This is a genomic window from Acidovorax sp. GW823-FHT05D11 (genome assembly GCF_058795695.1).
The window spans coordinates 4,911,927-4,927,782 of the sequence record NZ_CM179502.1 but is presented as its reverse complement, the minus strand read 5'-3'; the positions used below and the strand labels follow the sequence as shown (position 1 = coordinate 4,927,782).

Genomic DNA, 15,856 nt, shown 5'->3' with positions numbered 1-15,856 from the left:
GGGCGCGGCGGCCGTCACAGCAGCACCTCGCCCGACACGCAGGTGACGGAGCTGCCGCCCACCCAGATGGTGTCGCCGTCCTGCTCCACGAACACGCGGCCCGCGCGGGCCAGGCAGGTGCCCTGGCTGGCCACGTACCGGGTGGGGGCCAGGCCGGCGCCGATGAGCCACTGGGCCAGCGCGGCGTTGAGGCTGCCGGTCACTGGGTCTTCGGCCAGGCCGTTGTTGCCGGGGAAGAAGGCGCGCACCTCGAAGGCAATGCCCTCGGCGTCGGTGCTGCCGATGACGCCCACTTTTCCACGCGGGCTCACCACGCCCACGTCCAGATGGCCGAGGATGCTGGCGTCCGGCCTGAGCGCCAGCACCTGCTCGGCCGAGCGCAGCATCACGCCGCGCCAGTTGGGACCGTTGTCGCACCAGGCGTGGTGCAGGATGTCGCCGCGCGCCACGCCCAGGCCGCGCGCGATCAGGGCGACATCGGCTTCGGGCAGCGGGCCGCTCTTGATGAGCGCGGGCGCCGCGAACGCGAGGCGCTCGCCGTCCTGGCGCAGCGTGACCAGGCCCACGCCGCACTCCTGCACCACGGTGCCGGCCACCCGGGGCTGGCCCCCGGCCTGCAGCCAGGCGTGGCAGCTGCCCAGCGTGGGGTGGCCGGCAAAGGGCAGTTCGCGCCCGGGGCAGAAGATGCGCACGCGGTAGTCGGCACCGCCGGCGCGGCCTTCGGGCGTGGGGGGCAGCAGGAAGGTGGCTTCGGACAGGTTGGTCCAGTTGGTGAACTCCTGCATGGCCTCGGTGCTGAGGCCGGTGCCATCGAGCACCACCGCCAGCGGGTTGCCGCGGTAGGGCTGGTCGGTGAAGACGTCGACTTGCTTGAAGGGGCGCTGTTGCATGGTGGTCGTGGTCCTTGGAACAAAAAAGTGGTGAAACGGGCGGCGGATCGATCGGGGGAGGGCACGCCGGGGGCTGACCGGGGACGTGGCTCGGTGTTTTTCAGCTGTGTTCGGTGGGCGCCGGGGGGAGCCCACGGGGTCGGGGTTCAGCCGCTGGGGCGTGGGGTCTTGGGCGAGGTCATAGCAGCACCGTGCCTTCAATGCAGGTGACGGCGCGCCCGCCCACCCAGAGCTGGTGGTCGTCGTCCTGGCGGATGTGCACGCGGCCCGCACGGCCCAGGCACTCGCCCTGGGCCACCAGGTAGCTGCGCGGGGCCAGGCCGTCGGCGATCAGCCATTCGGCGAGGCTGGCATTGAGGGTGCCGGTGACCGGGTCTTCCGGGTTGCCCATGGGCGCGGCAAACGCGCGCACCACCACGCCGGGCCGGCTGGTGTCGCTGGCGGTGGGGCCCACATGGATCACGCCCACGTCCTGGCCCAGGTCCTTCAGGCGCGCATGGTCGGGCTTGAGGCCCAGCACGGTGTCCGCGCTGTCGAGCAGCAGGCCCAGCCACACGGGGCCGTTGTCCAGCAGCTGCGCGCCCTGGATCTGCTGGGGGCGCACGCCGAGCGCGCTGGCGATCAGCGGCACCAGCGCGGGGCTGGGCGCGCTGCGCTGGAGGGGCGGTGCGGCAAAGGCCAGTGTGTCCTTTGCCTGCGCGATGCGCACCAGGCCCAGCGCGCACTCCTGGATCGCCAGGCCGCTCTGGCGCGGCGTGTTGCCCGCCTGCAGCCAGGCGTGGCAGGTGCCCAGCGTGGGGTGTCCGGCAAAGGGCAGCTCGCCATTGGGGCTGAAGATGCGCAGGCGGTAGTCGGCGCCCGCAGCGCGCCCGGCCTCGGTGGGGGGCAGCAGGAAGGTGGTTTCCGACAGGTTGGTCCAGGCCGCGAAGCGGCGCATGTCGCTGTCGTCCAGGCCGTCGGCATCCAGCACCACCGCGACCGGGTTGCCGTAGCCGGGCCGGTCGCTGAAGACGTCGATCTGCTTGAAGGGGCGCTGGTGCATGGTGAGGTTCAGGAGAGAGGCTGGTCCAACACGCCCCGAGCGCCGGGGCGTGTGCTGACCGTGTTGTACCACCGCTCCAGGTGCGGCCGCGCGATGCGGTCCTGCGGCAGGCCCCACCAGCGGTGGATCTCGCAGCCCACCGGAATGTCGGCCATGGTGAACCGGTCTCCCGCCATGAAGGGCTGGCGTGCCAGGTGCGCATCCAGCATCGCCAGCAGGGGCTCGGTGGCCGCCACCGACGCGGCAATCAGCGCATCGCTGCGCTGCGCGGCCGGCGTGCGTATCCACTGGATGAAGGCATCGCGCCCGGCCGGGTTCAGTGTGGTCTGCTGCCAGTCCATCCACTGCTCGGCCACGAAGCGCTCGCGCAACGCATCAGGGTACAGCTCGCCCATGGAATGCCGGGCACACAGGTAGCGCACGATGGGGTTGGACTCCCACAGCACGGCGCCCGTGTCGTCATCCTCGATCAGCGGGACGAGGCCGTTGGGGTTGAGCCCGAGGTAGCGGGCCTCGCGCACGATGCCGAACTGCCCCCCCGCATCGGTGCGCTGCAGCGTGATGCCCAGCTCCTGCGCCGCCCACACCACCTTGCGCACGTTGATGGACGAGAGCCGTCCCCAGAGCCTCAGCATGTTGAATCAACTTTCATGGTGCGTTGCGCGGCCCGTGACGCAGCAGGAAGCGGGCGCGGCCCAGGCGAGGTGGCCGCGCTGCGCCACAGGGGTTGTTCACTTGCTATCGCGGATCGCGGCGGCCAGCGCGGCGATGCCCGTGGCGATCTGCTCCACCGTGGACGTGACGAACGACAGGCGCAGCGAGCGCGGGTCGGCGTTGTCGGCATAGAAGGCCGCGCCGGGCACGAAGGCCACATTGCGCTCCACCGCCTTGGGCAGCAGCTCGATGGCGCTCATGCCCTCGGGCAGGCGCACCCACAGGAACATGCCGCCGTCGGGGCGGTTCCATTGCACGGACAGGCCCTGCATCTCCTTGTCGAGCGCGGCCAGCATGGCCTCGCACTGCTGCTTGTACAGCGCCCGGATGGTGGGCACGTGGCGGTCCAGGAAGTTGCCCTTCATCACCTCGGCCACCAGGCGCTGGTTGTAGCCGGGCGTGTGCAGGTCGGCCGCCTGCTTGGCCTGCAGCAGCTTGGGGTACACGGCCTTGGGCGCCACGACGAAACCCAGGCGCAGGCCGGGGGCCAGCACCTTGGAGAACGAGCCCATGTAGATGCAGCCCTCGGGGTTGCGCGCCGTGAGCGGTGCGGGTGGCGGCGTGTCGAACCACAGGTCGCCGTAGGGGTTGTCCTCCACCAGCGGCAGGTTCAGTTCGGCGGCGGCCTGCACCAGGGCGGCGCGGCGGGCTTCGCTCATGGTGCGGCCCGTCGGGTTCTGGAAGTTGGGCAGCACGTACAGGAAGCGCGCCTTGCCGGCGCCCGTGCCCACCTTGGCCTTCAGGTCGTCAATCAGAACGCCTTCATCGTCGCTGGCCACGGACACCACGGCGGGCTCCATGGGCGTGAAGGCCTGCAGCGCGCCCAGGTAGGTGGGTGTTTCCACCAGCACGCGGCTGTCCGTGTCGATCAGCACCTTGGCGATCAGGTCCAGCGCCTGCTGCGAGCCGGTGGTGATCAGCACCTGGTCGGCGTCCACGTCCCAGGGCAGGAAGTCGGCGATGGCCTGGCGCAGCGGGGCGAAGCCTTCGCTGGCGGCGTACTGCAGCGCGGCCGGGCCGTCGTTGGCCAGCACGGCGGCGGAGGCTTCGGCAAAGGCCGAGACCGGGAAGGTCCTGGGCGAGGGCAGTCCGCCGGCCAGGCTGATGATGCCGGGCTTTTCGGTGACCTTGAGGATTTCGCGGATGACCGAAGGGTTCATGCGCTCGGCGCGGCGCGCCAGGGTCCAGGTGCTGGTGGGCGGAAGGTCGTTCAGTTTCATTGTCGTTCTCCTCCGGGCGGTCCCCAAAAGACCACCCATGTTGCAAAGTCGTCAGAAAAATTCTCGAAGCGGTGCACTTGCCCCGCCGGTACAAAAAAGGCGTCGCCAGCAGCGCAGCGGTGGCGGGTTCCGTCCTGCACGAATTCTCCGCTCCCGCGCTGGATGAAGTACAGCTCGTCCTGCGCGTGGGGCTGCTGAGGGTCCTGTCCCCGGGGCGCGTACAGCTCGGTGCGCATGCTGCCATGGCGCAGGAGTTCCACGAACCGCTCTCCGGCAGGGCCGGGCAGTTGCTGCAAACCTTGATCCACGGAGTATTTCACAGGGCCTCGTGCGTCGTTGTTGTCGTGTGATGCTGCCAGCGGCGTGTGGTCAGTCGACGATGAAAAGCGTAGCGCCCTGGGGCGACTCGGAGCGGTGGGGCTCCGCGTTGTCGGCCACCTGGTAGCTCATGCCCGGCGTCAAAGTGAATGTGCGCCCGTCTTCCAGCTCGGTGTGCAATTCTCCGCTCACGCACAGCAGCACGTGGCCTTTGACGCACCAGTGGTCCGAGACATAGCCCGGCGTGTACTCGACCATGCGCACGCGCAGGTCGCCGAACTGCTGGGTGCGCCAAAAGGCCTGACCGGACTGCGCCCTCTTTTCCTCGCGGGGCAGGGCAGACCAGTCGGTGGTGGCAAACGGGATGTTGTGCATCTGCATCTTCTGGACTCCTTCAAACGCGCCACGGCCTGGATCGCGGCGCACACGGGGTGTTGGCGGTCATGCGGTGGCTCCCTGGTGAACGGGCATCTTCTTGCCCGCAAAAACGGTGGCGATCACGGCCAGTGCGAAGCACGCGGTGACCAGGTCCAGCCGCTCGCCCAGCAGCGGTACGGCGAAGAGCAGGCTCAGGAAGGGCTGGATGAGCTGCAGCTGGCTCACGCGCACGGCACCCAGCGCGAGGGCCCGGTACCAGGCAAAAAAGCCGATCCACATCGAGAACAGGGCCACGTAGACGAAGCCCAGCCAGCTCATGCCGCCGATGGAAGAGGGCACGGCGGGCGCGAACCACCAGGCCACCGGGATGGTCAGCGGAAGGCTGCACACGAGCACCCAGCAGATCACCTGCTCGGCGCCCAGGCGCGGTGTGAGCCGTGCCCCGCCGATGTAGCCGAAAGCGCCCGTGGTCATTGCAATGAGGAGATAGATGTTGGCCGCGCCCAGGTACAGCCCCCCTGCACGCCACACCATGAAGCCCAGCACCAGGCCGCTGCCCAGTACCGCGCACGCCCAGAACCCCGCGGAGGGCCGCTGGCGGAACCACAGCGCGCCGAGCACGGCGGTGGACAGGGGCAGCAGCGCCGTGACCACCGCGCCGTGGGTGCTGGGCACGTGGCGCAGCGCCAGCGCGAGGAAGAGCGGAAACCCCACGATCACGCCAAAGGCCGTGATGGCGAGCAGCGGCCACTCCGTGCGGCGCGGCACGTTGAGCCGCCCGCGGCCGTGCTGCCATGCCAGGTAGGCCACGGACAGGAGCCCGGCCACCGCCGCGCGGCCGAAGGTGACGAACCAGGGCGAAAGCTGGGGGGCGTCCACGGGGCCCACCGCCAGGCGGGTCATCGGCAGGGTGGCGGCAAACAAGGTGACGCCCACCAGGCCCCAGACCAGCGCTTCGCGTTCCTGTGCGCGGTTCATAGGGTGAGCATCCACACGGCCGTGGCCACCAGCACCAGGGCCAGCGCGCGGTTGAACCAGAGCAGGCGGCTGCCCTGCGCCAGCCACTGGCGCAGCAGCGAGCCGACCAGCGCATAGACGAAATTGCTCGTGAACGCGAACACCATCATCACGGCGCAGATGATCGCCAGGCGCTCGCCGGGGTTGGCCGCCGGCTGCCCGGCCGCATTCACCACCCAGCCCGCGCTGAGCGTGAGCGCCAGCATCCAGGCCTTGATGTTCACGAACTGCAGGCCCACGCCCTGCCAGAAGGTCACGGAGAGGCGGGTGCTGTCCACTTCGGCCAGCTGGCCTGCGCGGCTGAGCTTCCAGGCCAGCCAGAGCATGTAGGCCACGCCCAGCAGGGTCACCGCCCAGCGCAAGGCCGGCACGCCCGTGATCAGCGCGCCCAGGCCCAGGCCGCTGCCCAGCATCAGCAGCGTCCAGCCCGCCGGAACCGCCAGGCAAAAGCGCAGGGCGCGCCGCAGGCCCAGGTTGGCGGCCAGCGCGGTGGACAAGGTGGTGTTGGGCCCCGGCGAGAAACTCATCGCGGTGCAGAACAGCAGCAGGGCAGTCAGTTCGGGGGCGCTCATGGTGCGGGGATAGGCGGGGCTCAGTGGGGGGAACTTGTCAACGCTGAGGCTTCAATGTAATCTTCCAGCCCAGTACACAACCAATACAGTTCAGCAGCGCAGTTCCTGATCTGTATTGGCCGCGATAACAGTACACAAGGACACCGCCATGCTGATGAAAACCTCCACCCAGTCGCTGACCGAGCAGCTGTCGGCGCGTTTTGGCGAGCGCATCCGCAACCGGCTGCTGGCGCCGGGCGCGCGCCTGCCGTCGGTGCGGCAGTGCGCGCAGCAGCACGGCGTGAGCCCCTCCACCGTGGTGGCCGCCTATGACCAGCTGCTGGCGCAGGGCCTGGTGGAGGCGCGCAAGAACCGGGGTTTCTTCGTGCGGGAGATGGCCACCGCGCTGCTGGAGCGGGCGCCGGAGGACGACGCGGCCGCGCAAGAGGTCGAGCGCGGCATGGGCAACTGGAGCACGGCGCACTGGTTCGCGGCCCGGGGCGCTGGGCGCGGCGCGGCGCGCGGGGCGCCGCCCGTCAATGCCACGGCGCTCATCCGCGGCATGTTCCACAAGGTGAGCGACAAGCCGCAGCCCGGCATGGGCGTGTTTCCGCCCGACTGGCTGGAGTCCACCTTCATGCCCGCCGCCGTGCGCAAGGTGACCAACACGCGCGCGCTGCAGGACTTCTCGCTGCAATACGGCGAGCCGCTGGGCGACACGGGGCTGCGCCGGGTGTTGTCCAAGAAGCTGGCCACGCTCAGCGTGCACGCGGCGCCCGAGAACATCATCACCACCGTGGGCGCCACGCACGCGCTCGACATCGTGAGCCGCACGCTGCTGCGCCCGGGGGACCCGGTGATGGTGGAGGAGCCGGGCTGGGCCGTGGAGTTCGCGCGCCTGGCCGCCCTGGGCATGCACATCCTGCCGGTGCCGCGCCGCGCCGACGGGCCCGACCTGGAGGTCATGGCGAAGTACTGCGAGGTGCACCAGCCCAAGCTCTACGTGAGCGTGAGCGTGTTCCACAACCCCACGGGCTACTGCCTGTCGCCCGGCAGCGCCCACCGCATCCTGCAGCTGGCCAACCAGTACAACTTCCACGTGGTGGAGGATGACACCTACAGCCACATCGCGCCCGAGCATGCCACGCGGCTCACGGCGCTGGACGGGCTGCAGCGCACCATCTACGTGAGCGGCTTCGCCAAGATCCTCGCTCCCAACTGGCGCATCGGCTTCCTCGCAGCGCACCCCTCGTTGATCGAGCAGCTGCTGGACACCAAGCTGCTCGCGACCCTCACCACGCCCGCGCTGCTGGAGAAGGCGCTGGCGCTGTGCATCGAGCAGGGCCAGCTGCGCCGCCACGCCGAGCGCATCCGCACGCGGCTCGACGCGGCACGCGCGCGCAGCGTGAAGCTGGCGCTCGGGGCCGGCTGCACCTTCGCGGCCGAGCCCGTGGGACTGTTCGGCTGGGTGGAGACGGGCGTGGACACCGACGCGCTGGCGCAGCGCATGCTGGACGAGGGCTATCTGCTGGCGCCCGGGGCGCTGTTCCACGCCGAGCGCAAGCCCAGCACCCTCATGCGCATCAACTTCGCCACCACGCAGGAGGCGGCGTTCTGGAAGACTTTCGCGCGCGTGCGCGATGAGCAAGGGCGGTAGGCGGACGCGTCTTCATCGCGCCATCAGCGGCCTCTGCGACCCCCGCGCACCTTCACCCCGGCTGGCCGTTGCGCACAGTGCGCGGCCCCGCCAGCGCCACCGTGGAGCCGGCTTTGCCGGGCCACGGGTGGCGCCCCCTGGGGGGAAGACGCGCAGCGGCTCTGGGGGCTTCCGTTGGAGGTTTACTTCCTGTCGACCACCAAGTCTGACAGCACGCGCAGCAGGGCGCGGTTGACCTCTTCCAGGTCGAGCTCATAGGTCTCGCACAGCTGGCGGATGGCGCTGGCGTCGTCCGTCTCCAGCGCGCAGGCCATCTGCAGGCCTTCGGTGTAGGGCCCGGTGCGCAGCACCGTGGCATCGTAGATGCGCTCGGACAGGGGCAGGCGCCGCAAGATCGTGCCCAGGGATTCACCCAGCAGCTCGTCGATCTGCGAGAGCAGGCCGCACAGGTAGATCTCGCGGCGCAAATCGTTTTCCACGCCCGCGTCCAGCAACTGCGCGGTCAGGCGGGCGCGCATCACCATGGCCTCGCGCACCGGGTGCATGTTGGGGTCCGTGCTCGCGTGGGGCAGCTGGTCGGACAGCCAGCGCTTGATGGAGCCGTAGCCCATCATCACCAGGCCCCGGCGCAGCGAGTCGATTCCGGTGCGCAGGCCGAGCGCGGCCGAGTTGGTGTACACCATGAAGCGGTAGGCCAGCAGCGGGTCCTCGCCCATGATGGCCTCGAAGGTCTCGAGCGATTGCTCGTCGTCGATGGCCTTCATGAGCTTGAAGATCACCGCGTGCGAGGGCTGCTGGGGGTGGTGGCGCAGGCTGTAGAGCACGTCCTCCGACGGCCAGCCGGCCAGCGCCAGCGCGTTGTTCTGGTCCAGGCAATGCTCCATGAGCGCGCGGCTGGCGACGTTTTCGTACATCTGCCCGGCCAGCACCGGGCTGGCGGCGCGCAGCGGCTGCGCGGGCGCGCCGGGACGGGCGGGCGCGGCCTGCAGCGCCGCCACGGCGTCTTCGGGGCGCAGGGTGAGCAGGCTGTTGTCGAAGCACTGGGCTATGTCGGGTTCTGGCAGCTTGCCCAGTTCACCCCGCCACACCAGCTTGAGGCCCCGCTGGTGCGCGGACCTGACGCGCGTGTAGATGGCGGAATCGGCCAGCCAGCCGCCCCGCACCTCGATCCACGGGGTGCCGCGCGGCGCGTGCTCGAGCATGTCGCACAGCAGCTGGCGGCTCTGGGGCGACAGCAGGATCGGCGGGGAACTGGCCGACCAGAGCTCCTGCAGCGTGCGCAGCAGATGGGCGGCATCGACCAGGGCCGTTGCCTCGCTGTGCACGTAGAGCTGGATGCCGGCGAGTTTGCGGGCGCGGCTCCACAAGGGGCGATAGCCCAGAATCAGGCTGCCAAGGACAGATTGGACCATGTGCTCTCAGGCAAATGTACGGGGGCCTGTTCCCGGGTGGGGGCATCCCCTCCACCGCGTGAGCAGGTCCTAGCTAATGAAGTTGAACAGAGACAGCTTCTGGACCTGGGCATAGGACTTGAGCGCAGCCTCATAGCCCACCTGCTGGTTCTGGAAGTCCGAAATTCCCTGGATCATATCGAGATCCTCGGCGCGTGAGCGGTCGCTTTCGAGCTGGATGGAGCGCTTTTCCTGGTCGCCCGTGATGCGGTCCGCGCGGTTGAGCAATTCACCCGCATAGCCGCGCATGTTGTGCATGCGCTCCAGGCCGATGTCCATGTTGCCCAGCGCCTGCCCCACGGCCTGCGCCGCCGCATTGCTGTTGGGTGCGTTTCGGATGCCGTTGATCGCGCTGTCCATGGTGCTGAACATGCTGGGGCTGGGCTGCAGGGTGATGGTGTCCCCGTTGGCCGGATTGCCCTTGATGTCGAAGGTCAGCCCCGGAATGCCGGTGACGGCAATGGTCACCGGCTTGTCCGATGGAAAGTCGGGCACCACCACGGCAGGGGAGACGGCGCCGGTGGTGGTGTTGGTGAGGGTGTAGGTGGCGGTCGTGGTGCCGGGCGTGGCTCCGGGGCCGACGGCGCTGAACGTGATGGTGTAGTTGTCGCCGGTCACCAGGCTCGGGTCCACGGGCGTGATGGCCGTGGTGTTGAGGATGCGCCCGGTGGGAATGGCGCTGATGCCGGCGGTGTAGACGCCGTCGCGCTGCGGATCGAACATGAAGGCGGCTTCGCCGTCCAGCGCGCCGGGAATGGTCACGCCGGAGCTGGCCGCCTGCCCGGGCAGCCCGTCGAAGCTGTAGTCCGGCGAGCTGCTCAGCGGGCCGAGGAACGGCGCGAGCGCGCTGCCCAGCGCGCCCAGCAGCGGAATGCCGTTGGTGTCCTTGCGGTTGGCCACTTCCACCAGCTGTTCGCGCAGGCCCTGCAGCTGGTTGGCGATGGTGGTGCGCTCGTTGGGGGTGAGGGCGGCATTGCCGGCGCTCACCACCAGTTCGCGGAAGTTCTGTACCAGATTCACGGCATCGCCCAGGGCCGATTCGGCCTGCGCGATGGCGTTGCGCTGGGTTTCCAGCGCGCGCTGCTCGGTCTGGATGCGGGCCAGGCGGTTGATGGCGCGCTCGGCCTGCGCGGCCGACACCGGGTCGTCGCTCGCCCGCACCACGCGCTTGCCCGAGGTCAGGTTTTCCTGCAGGTTCGACAGGCTGGTCTGCCGCGTGCCCAGATTGCGCAGGGCGTTGTCATACATGTTGGCGGTGCCAAGGCGGTAGATGCTATTGCTCATGTCGAACTCCTAACTCCTGTCCGCATTCAGCGGCCCAGGCCCTGCAGCAGCGAGTCAAAGATGTTTTGCGCGATCTGGATCATCTTGGAAGATGCCTGGTAGGCCTGCTGGTATTGGATCAGCCTTGCGGCCTCTTCGTCCAGATTCACCCCCGAGATCGCGGTGCGGTCCCGCTCCAGGTTGGACGCGATGGTGGTGGACAGCTCGGCGGCGAACAGCGCGCTCTGCGTGCGGGTGCCCACCTGGGCGATGGCGCCCGCGTAGCCGTCGCTGAGCGTGGAGTCGTCGAACATCTTCACGTCGCGCAGGCTCATGAGGGCGCTGGCGTTGCCCGAGTTGCGGGTGAACGTGTCGCCGTACTGGGGGTCGGCGGCGTTGCCGATGACGACCGTGTCGCCGGTGTTCGGCGAGCCCTGCAGCTTGATCTCCCAGCCGTTGATGGAGATGGCCGCGCCGGGCGTGTAGGGCTGTGCGGCGGCGATCGTCGTGGGGGGCGCCGTGCCGCGGTCCAGCACGTCGTAGGTGGTCGGCGGGCCGGCGGTGAAGCGCAGCTGCACCCCGCCCAGGATCGGCGGCACCGCGGCCGGGTTCGCATTGGCCGGCAGCACCAGCCCCGGCGGGTTGGGCAGGCCCGTGGCCTTGAGCCCCGACAGCTGCAGCGTTCCGCCGTTGGACGTGCCCATGGCCGCGTTGACCGGATTGGCCACCGCCAGGTCGCGTGGCGAGTACACCAGGGACTGGATGTTGGCCGCCGCCGTGCTGAACGGCTTGAACAGCATGCGCTCGCCGGGGTTGCCGGGCGTGGTCAGGTTGAAGTTCAGGCCGTCGATCTGCAGCGTGGCGAGGTTGGCCGCGTCGGTGAAGGGGGTGGACTTGCCGTCCGACAGCCGCACCACCTGCCCGGCCGTGCCGGTGGTGAAGCGGATCTCGTAGTCCGACGCCGCGAACTGCGTGGGGCCGGTGAACGACACCGTGCCGACGCCCGCGCCATTGGTGTGGCCCGGCATGCTGGTGGGTACCGCGAACAGGTCCTTGCCCAGCGCGCCGTCGAGCGTGAGGCCCAGGTTGTGCTGGTCGTTCATGGTCATGCCGATGGCCATCGCCATGCGGCCCAGCAGGTTGCGGCCTTCGCTCAGGTCGTTGTTGTTGAAGCGCAGCAGGCCGGACATCGACCCGCCGCCCAGCACGTTCTCGTCCATTTCCACGGCCGGTGCGCCGGGCCGGTTGAAGAACAGCTTGAGCTGACCGCTGCCGGGAAAGGCCGTCGCATCCCCGACCGACAGGCTGGTCGCCGTGGTGCCCAGCACCAGGGGCTGGCTGCCCGCCACGAACAGGCCCACGGTGCCGTCGTCGGCCGGGATCTGCGTGGTCTGCACGTACTGGTTGATGTCGCGGATGATCTGGTCGCGCTGGTCCAGCAGGTCGTTGGGCGTCTGGCCGTTGCCCTTGGCGCGCGCGATCTGCTCGTTCACGCTGGCCATCTGCTGGGCCAGGCTGTTGACGGCCGTCACGCTGCTCTGCAGCTGTTCGGTGACGGTGTACTGGATCTCGTTGATGCGGTCGGCGGCCGAGCGCATGCGCGAGGCCGTTTCGTCCATGCGCGTGAGCACCACGGTGCGCGCCGTGATGTCGGTGGGGGCGCTCACCACGTCCGAGAACGCATTCATCATGTCGTTGATGGCGGCACCCAGGCCTGCCGTGCCGCCGCTGAAGACCTCCTGCAACTGGCGCAGGCGCTCGGCCCGCACGATGTCGGAAGACTGCACCGAGCCCGCCGTGGCCGACTGGCGCGTGAGCAGCTCGCTCTGGTTGCGCAGGATGGTCTGCACGTCCACGCCCTGGCCGATGTAGCCGCCGCCGGTGAACTGGCCCTGCACGGTCTGCAGCACCACCGTCTGGCGCGAATAGCCAGGCGTATTGACGTTGGCGATGTTGTGGCCCGCCGTCTGCAGGGCCACCTGGTTGGCCAGCAGGGCGCGGGCGCCGACGTTGAGAAGACTCATGGCTTACCTCGGCTTTCTCATCACGCCTGGGCGCGCTGTACGCGCAATGCGCTGTTGATGGCGCCGCTGAGCTTTCGGGCGTATTCGGGGTCGGTGGCGTAGCCCGCCTTTTGCAGTTCGGCCGCGTAGGCCACGGCGGAGCCGCTCTTGGCGGTGGCCTGCGCCTTTTCGTAGCGGGGGTTGTCCGTGATCAGGCGGGCGTAGTCCCGGAACGAATCCTCGTACGAGTCGTAGGCGCGGAATTTGGCCGTCACCTTCTGGGGCTTGCCGTTGATGTACTCGGTGGTGGTGATCTCGGCCACCTTGCCGGTCCAGCCCTTGCCGGCCTTGATGCCGAACAGGTTGAACGAGTTGGAGCCGTCCTTGTTCCGGATCTCGCTCTTGCCCCAGCCGGTTTCATGGCCGGCCTGGCCCAGCATGAAGCTGGCGGGAATGCCGCTGTCCTGGGCCACGCGCTCGGCGGTGCCCGAGAGGTGCTGCACGAAACCCTCGCGGCCCTTGGGGGCCTGCAGGGTGGCCTCCGCGGGGGCTGCCGTGGCCGGCGCGGCGGCGCGGGGCAGCGCCTGCTGCTGCAGGCTCAGGGTGGAGGGCACGGAGAAGTTGGCGTCGGCGCCCCCCATCTGGCGCGACAGCTGGCGGGCGATCGCCTCGGACAGCCCGCCCTGCATGCCGGACATGCTCACGGACAGTTGCTGGTCGAGCATGTCCTGCCCCAGGTTGGCCTGCTCTCCCTCCATGAGACCGGATTTCATCGTGGCGTCGCGCATGCTCTTGATCAGTTCGCGCATGAACAGCGACTCGAACTGCTTGGCCACCTCGCGCGTGGTCTGGGCGCTGCTGGCCGTGCCCGCGTCGTACTTGAGGGAATTGAGCGAGCGGATGTCCACCGCCAGCGCATTGGATGTGCTGGTGGTGCTGGACGAAGGGAGTGTGAGGGCCATGGTCAAGCCTCCTGCGCTGGGCTACCCACAGACAGTGAATTTGGCGCTGCCCAGGCCAGTGCACCCGTGGAACTGGCTTCGCCAGGCCACCGGGTGCGTCCCCCTTTGGGGGAAGGCGCGAAGCGACTCAGGGGGAGCATTTAGATCACTTCCAGCTCGGCGTTGAGCGCGCCGGCAGCCTTGATGGCCTGCAGGATGGCCAGCAGGTCCTGCGGCGTGGCGCCCAGCGTATTGAGCGCCTTCACCACGTCCGCGAGCTGGGGCGAGGGCGGCATCTGGATGATGTTGCCCGGCTCCTGGTTGATGCGGATGTCGCTTTGCTGCGCCACCACGGTCTGCCCTTGCGAGAGAGGGGCAGGCTGGCTGATGATGGGCGTGGAGCTGATGGTGATCGAGAGGTTGCCGTGCGCGATGGCGCAGGGGCCCAGCGTGACCGCCTGGTTGAGCACCACCGAGCCGGTGCGCGCATTGATGACGACCTTGGCCGAGGGCGTGGACGACTCCAGCGCCAGCTCTTCCAGGTCGGCGATGAAGCCCACGCGGGCGCCGGGGTCGAGCGGCGCGCGCACCTGTACCGTGCGGCCGTCCAGCGCCGTGGCCAGGCCGCTGCCCAGCTTGGTGTTGATGGCCTGCGCCACGCGCCGCGCGGTCTGGAAGTCGGAGGCGTTGAGCCCGAGGTTGATGGTGTCGCCCTCGTTGAGCGGCGTGGGCACGGCGCGCTCGACCTGCGCGCCCTGGGGAATGCGGCCCGCGCTCAGGTGGTTGATCTGGACCTTGCTGCCGCCGGCCGAGGCACCCGCGCCGCCCACCACCACGTTGCCCTGGGCGAGTGCGTAGATCTCGCCATCGGCGCCGCGCAGCGGCGTGACGATCAGCGTGCCGCCCTTGAGCGACTTGGCGTTGCCCATGGAAGAGACGTTGATGTCGATCATCTGGCCGGGCTGGGCGAACGCGGGCAACTGCGCCGTGACGATCACGGCCGCCACGTTCTTGAGCTGCAGCTGATTGGCCGAGCCGGGTGGCAGGCTGATGCCCATCTGCTGCAGGTAGTTGGACATGGCCTGCGTGGTGTAGGGCATCTGCGTGGTCTGGTCGCCCGTCCCGTCCAGTCCCACCACCAGGCCGTAGCCCGTGAGCTGGTTGGTGCGCACGCCCTGCACCGCCGCCACTTCCTTGATGCGCAACGCGTGCACGGGCATGGCCAGGCAGGCGGCCACGAGGGCCAGCAGCAGCCACAGCGCGCGCGCGGAGCGTGGCAGGAGGGAATGGGACAAGGCTTTCATGGCATCCATTGTGGGCGGCCCCGCCAGGAACTAAAACCCAAAAAGAAGCGGGTTCACCGGCTTATTGCATGGGTTCCCGGGCGGGTGGGGAACGGCCAGTGGTGCGCGGAAAACCAGGCAGGCGCTGGTGCCGCGCTACCGGAGAAAGTATGAATGAAAACAGCCTCTACCGCTTTATGGGTAAGCGCTAGAAGCTATAAATTATGTAGCAAACTGGGGCGAGGATTTTTCACAACGGTCAGACATCCCGAAGCCTCAAAACCCCAGGCTTTGTGCCCCCGGCGCATCCAGAAACCACACCCGTAAAAACTGGCGCGGCCAAAGGCCAGCGCCACCGCGGATCCGGCTTTGCCGGGCCGGGGGTGGCGTTCCCCCTCAGGGGGGAAGGCGTGCAGCGACTCAGGGGGAATCTAGAACGGCGTGATGGTATTGAAGAACCGCCCCATCCAGCCCATGGCCTGGGCCTCGCCCTGCGCGCCACGGCCACGGGATTCCACCCGCACGTTGGCCACCTGGGTCGAGTTGACGATGCTGCCCGGCTGCAGCGCGCGCGGATCGATGGTGCCCGAGAAGCGCAGCACGTCCACGTTCTGGTTGACGCCGATCTGCTTCTCGCCCGTCACGACCAGGTGGCCGTTGGGCAGCACGTCCACCACCGTGGTGGTGATCGACCCCGTGAAGGTATTGGCGCTTTCGGTGCCGCCCTTGCCGGAGAAGGTGTTTTCCGAGGCCGCGCCCAGCGTGGTGCGGTCGGCCAGCGATTTCTTCACGAAGGGCAGGTTGGTGATGCCGGCCGAGGCCTCGGAGGTGCGGTCCACCGTGGAGGAGGATTTCTGGCTGGCCGTCACGTTCTCGACGATCATGACCGTCACGTTGTCGCCCACCATGCGCGCGCGGCGGTCTTCGAAGGCGGGGCGGTAGCTGGCCTGGTGGAACAGGCCGCCCGTGACCGGTGGCGGCGTGCGCGGGGCGGCGGCCAGCGGAGGGGGCGTGGTGGGAAGGATGTCCACCGGCGGGGGCGGCGACATGGTGGCGCAGCCCGTGAGCAGCAGGGCGCCCGCGGCGGCGGCGGCCAGGGCTGGGAGGCGTGTGGAGTGCAGCATGGCG

15 protein-coding genes are annotated in these 15,856 nt (G+C 69.0%); 1 reads left to right on the top strand and 14 read right to left on the bottom strand.

Annotated elements, in window-relative coordinates; genetic code table 11:
- Positions 1-14: 14 nt before the first annotated feature.
- The 8 genes from AC3RCE_RS22640 to AC3RCE_RS22605 form a co-directional block, all read right to left on the bottom strand.
- Complete coding sequence (locus AC3RCE_RS22640; RefSeq protein WP_492254012.1) at positions 15-890, bottom strand: PhzF family phenazine biosynthesis protein; 876 nt, start codon at positions 888-890, stop codon at positions 15-17.
- A gap of 178 nt (positions 891-1,068) precedes the next feature.
- Positions 1,069-1,932 (bottom strand): PhzF family phenazine biosynthesis protein, encoded by an 864-nt coding sequence (locus AC3RCE_RS22635; protein WP_492254011.1) that lies wholly within the window; start codon positions 1,930-1,932, stop codon positions 1,069-1,071.
- Positions 1,933-1,940: 8 nt separating this feature from the next.
- Positions 1,941-2,567 (bottom strand): glutathione S-transferase, encoded by a 627-nt coding sequence (locus tag AC3RCE_RS22630; RefSeq protein ID WP_492254010.1) that lies wholly within the window; start codon positions 2,565-2,567, stop codon positions 1,941-1,943.
- Between the two features lie 96 nt (positions 2,568-2,663).
- The gene (locus AC3RCE_RS22625) at positions 2,664-3,866 is read right to left on the bottom strand and encodes an aminotransferase-like domain-containing protein (RefSeq protein WP_492254009.1); all 1,203 of its coding nucleotides are present in this window, start codon (positions 3,864-3,866) and stop codon (positions 2,664-2,666) included.
- A complete protein-coding gene (locus tag AC3RCE_RS22620) occupies positions 3,863-4,126 on the bottom strand; it encodes a cupin domain-containing protein (RefSeq protein WP_492254008.1) in 264 nt (87 codons plus the stop codon). Before AC3RCE_RS22620 ends, AC3RCE_RS22625 begins: the two co-directional genes overlap by 4 nt.
- Positions 4,127-4,235: 109 nt before the next feature.
- Positions 4,236-4,565: a DHCW motif cupin fold protein gene (locus AC3RCE_RS22615; RefSeq protein ID WP_492254007.1), complete on the bottom strand. Its 330-nt coding sequence runs from the start codon at positions 4,563-4,565 to the stop codon at positions 4,236-4,238.
- Positions 4,566-4,625: 60 nt separating this feature from the next.
- Positions 4,626-5,540: a DMT family transporter gene (locus AC3RCE_RS22610; RefSeq protein ID WP_492254006.1), complete on the bottom strand. Its 915-nt coding sequence runs from the start codon at positions 5,538-5,540 to the stop codon at positions 4,626-4,628.
- Positions 5,537-6,151, bottom strand: a complete 615-nt coding sequence (locus AC3RCE_RS22605) for a LysE family translocator (protein ID WP_369643505.1) — start codon at positions 6,149-6,151, stop codon at positions 5,537-5,539. Before AC3RCE_RS22605 ends, AC3RCE_RS22610 begins: the two co-directional genes overlap by 4 nt.
- 148 nt (positions 6,152-6,299) lie before the next feature.
- Between AC3RCE_RS22605 and AC3RCE_RS22600 the strand changes: the two genes are divergently transcribed.
- Positions 6,300-7,787 (top strand): aminotransferase-like domain-containing protein, encoded by a 1,488-nt coding sequence (locus AC3RCE_RS22600; protein WP_218296941.1) that lies wholly within the window; start codon positions 6,300-6,302, stop codon positions 7,785-7,787.
- 182 nt (positions 7,788-7,969) lie between these two features.
- Here AC3RCE_RS22600 and AC3RCE_RS22595 read toward each other — a convergent pair whose 3' ends face one another.
- From AC3RCE_RS22595 to AC3RCE_RS22570, 6 genes are all read right to left on the bottom strand, one after another.
- A complete protein-coding gene (locus AC3RCE_RS22595) occupies positions 7,970-9,199 on the bottom strand; it encodes an HDOD domain-containing protein (RefSeq protein WP_218296942.1) in 1,230 nt (409 codons plus the stop codon).
- 69 nt (positions 9,200-9,268) lie between these two features.
- Entirely contained in the window at positions 9,269-10,522 is a 1,254-nt protein-coding gene (gene flgL / locus AC3RCE_RS22590; protein WP_218296943.1) for a flagellar hook-associated protein FlgL, read from the bottom strand.
- Positions 10,523-10,548: 26 nt separating this feature from the next.
- Positions 10,549-12,525, bottom strand: coding sequence for a flagellar hook-associated protein FlgK (gene flgK, locus AC3RCE_RS22585; protein ID WP_492254005.1), 1,977 nt, complete (start codon positions 12,523-12,525; stop codon positions 10,549-10,551).
- 20 nt (positions 12,526-12,545) lie between these two features.
- Entirely contained in the window at positions 12,546-13,466 is a 921-nt protein-coding gene (gene flgJ / locus AC3RCE_RS22580; RefSeq protein ID WP_218296945.1) for a flagellar assembly peptidoglycan hydrolase FlgJ, read from the bottom strand.
- A 140-nt stretch (positions 13,467-13,606) separates the two neighbouring features.
- A complete protein-coding gene (locus AC3RCE_RS22575; protein WP_218341819.1) occupies positions 13,607-14,749 on the bottom strand; it encodes a flagellar basal body P-ring protein FlgI in 1,143 nt (380 codons plus the stop codon).
- A 410-nt stretch (positions 14,750-15,159) separates the two neighbouring features.
- Positions 15,160-15,852, bottom strand: coding sequence for a flagellar basal body L-ring protein FlgH (locus tag AC3RCE_RS22570; protein WP_369643501.1), 693 nt, complete (start codon positions 15,850-15,852; stop codon positions 15,160-15,162).
- Positions 15,853-15,856: the final 4 nt, after the last annotated feature.

Excerpts from the sequence above, each read along its gene's own strand:
- AC3RCE_RS22640 (WP_492254012.1), bottom strand. The coding sequence starts at position 890 with ATGCAACAGCGCCCCTTCAAGCAAGTCGACGTCTTCACCGACCAGCCC.
- AC3RCE_RS22635 (WP_492254011.1), bottom strand. The coding sequence starts at position 1,932 with ATGCACCAGCGCCCCTTCAAGCAGATCGACGTCTTCAGCGACCGGCCC.
- AC3RCE_RS22630 (WP_492254010.1), bottom strand. The coding sequence starts at position 2,567 with ATGCTGAGGCTCTGGGGACGGCTCTCGTCCATCAACGTGCGCAAGGTG.
- AC3RCE_RS22625 (WP_492254009.1), bottom strand. The coding sequence starts at position 3,866 with ATGAAACTGAACGACCTTCCGCCCACCAGCACCTGGACCCTGGCGCGC.
- AC3RCE_RS22615 (WP_492254007.1), bottom strand. The coding sequence starts at position 4,565 with ATGCAGATGCACAACATCCCGTTTGCCACCACCGACTGGTCTGCCCTG.
- AC3RCE_RS22610 (WP_492254006.1), bottom strand. The coding sequence starts at position 5,540 with ATGAACCGCGCACAGGAACGCGAAGCGCTGGTCTGGGGCCTGGTGGGC.
- AC3RCE_RS22605 (WP_369643505.1), bottom strand. The coding sequence starts at position 6,151 with ATGAGCGCCCCCGAACTGACTGCCCTGCTGCTGTTCTGCACCGCGATG.
- AC3RCE_RS22600 (WP_218296941.1), top strand. The coding sequence starts at position 6,300 with ATGCTGATGAAAACCTCCACCCAGTCGCTGACCGAGCAGCTGTCGGCG.
- AC3RCE_RS22595 (WP_218296942.1), bottom strand. The coding sequence starts at position 9,199 with ATGGTCCAATCTGTCCTTGGCAGCCTGATTCTGGGCTATCGCCCCTTG.
- flgL (WP_218296943.1), bottom strand. The coding sequence starts at position 10,522 with ATGAGCAATAGCATCTACCGCCTTGGCACCGCCAACATGTATGACAAC.
- flgK (WP_492254005.1), bottom strand. The coding sequence starts at position 12,525 with ATGAGTCTTCTCAACGTCGGCGCCCGCGCCCTGCTGGCCAACCAGGTG.
- flgJ (WP_218296945.1), bottom strand. The coding sequence starts at position 13,466 with ATGGCCCTCACACTCCCTTCGTCCAGCACCACCAGCACATCCAATGCG.
- AC3RCE_RS22575 (WP_218341819.1), bottom strand. The coding sequence starts at position 14,749 with ATGAAAGCCTTGTCCCATTCCCTCCTGCCACGCTCCGCGCGCGCGCTG.
- AC3RCE_RS22570 (WP_369643501.1), bottom strand. The coding sequence starts at position 15,852 with ATGCTGCACTCCACACGCCTCCCAGCCCTGGCCGCCGCCGCCGCGGGC.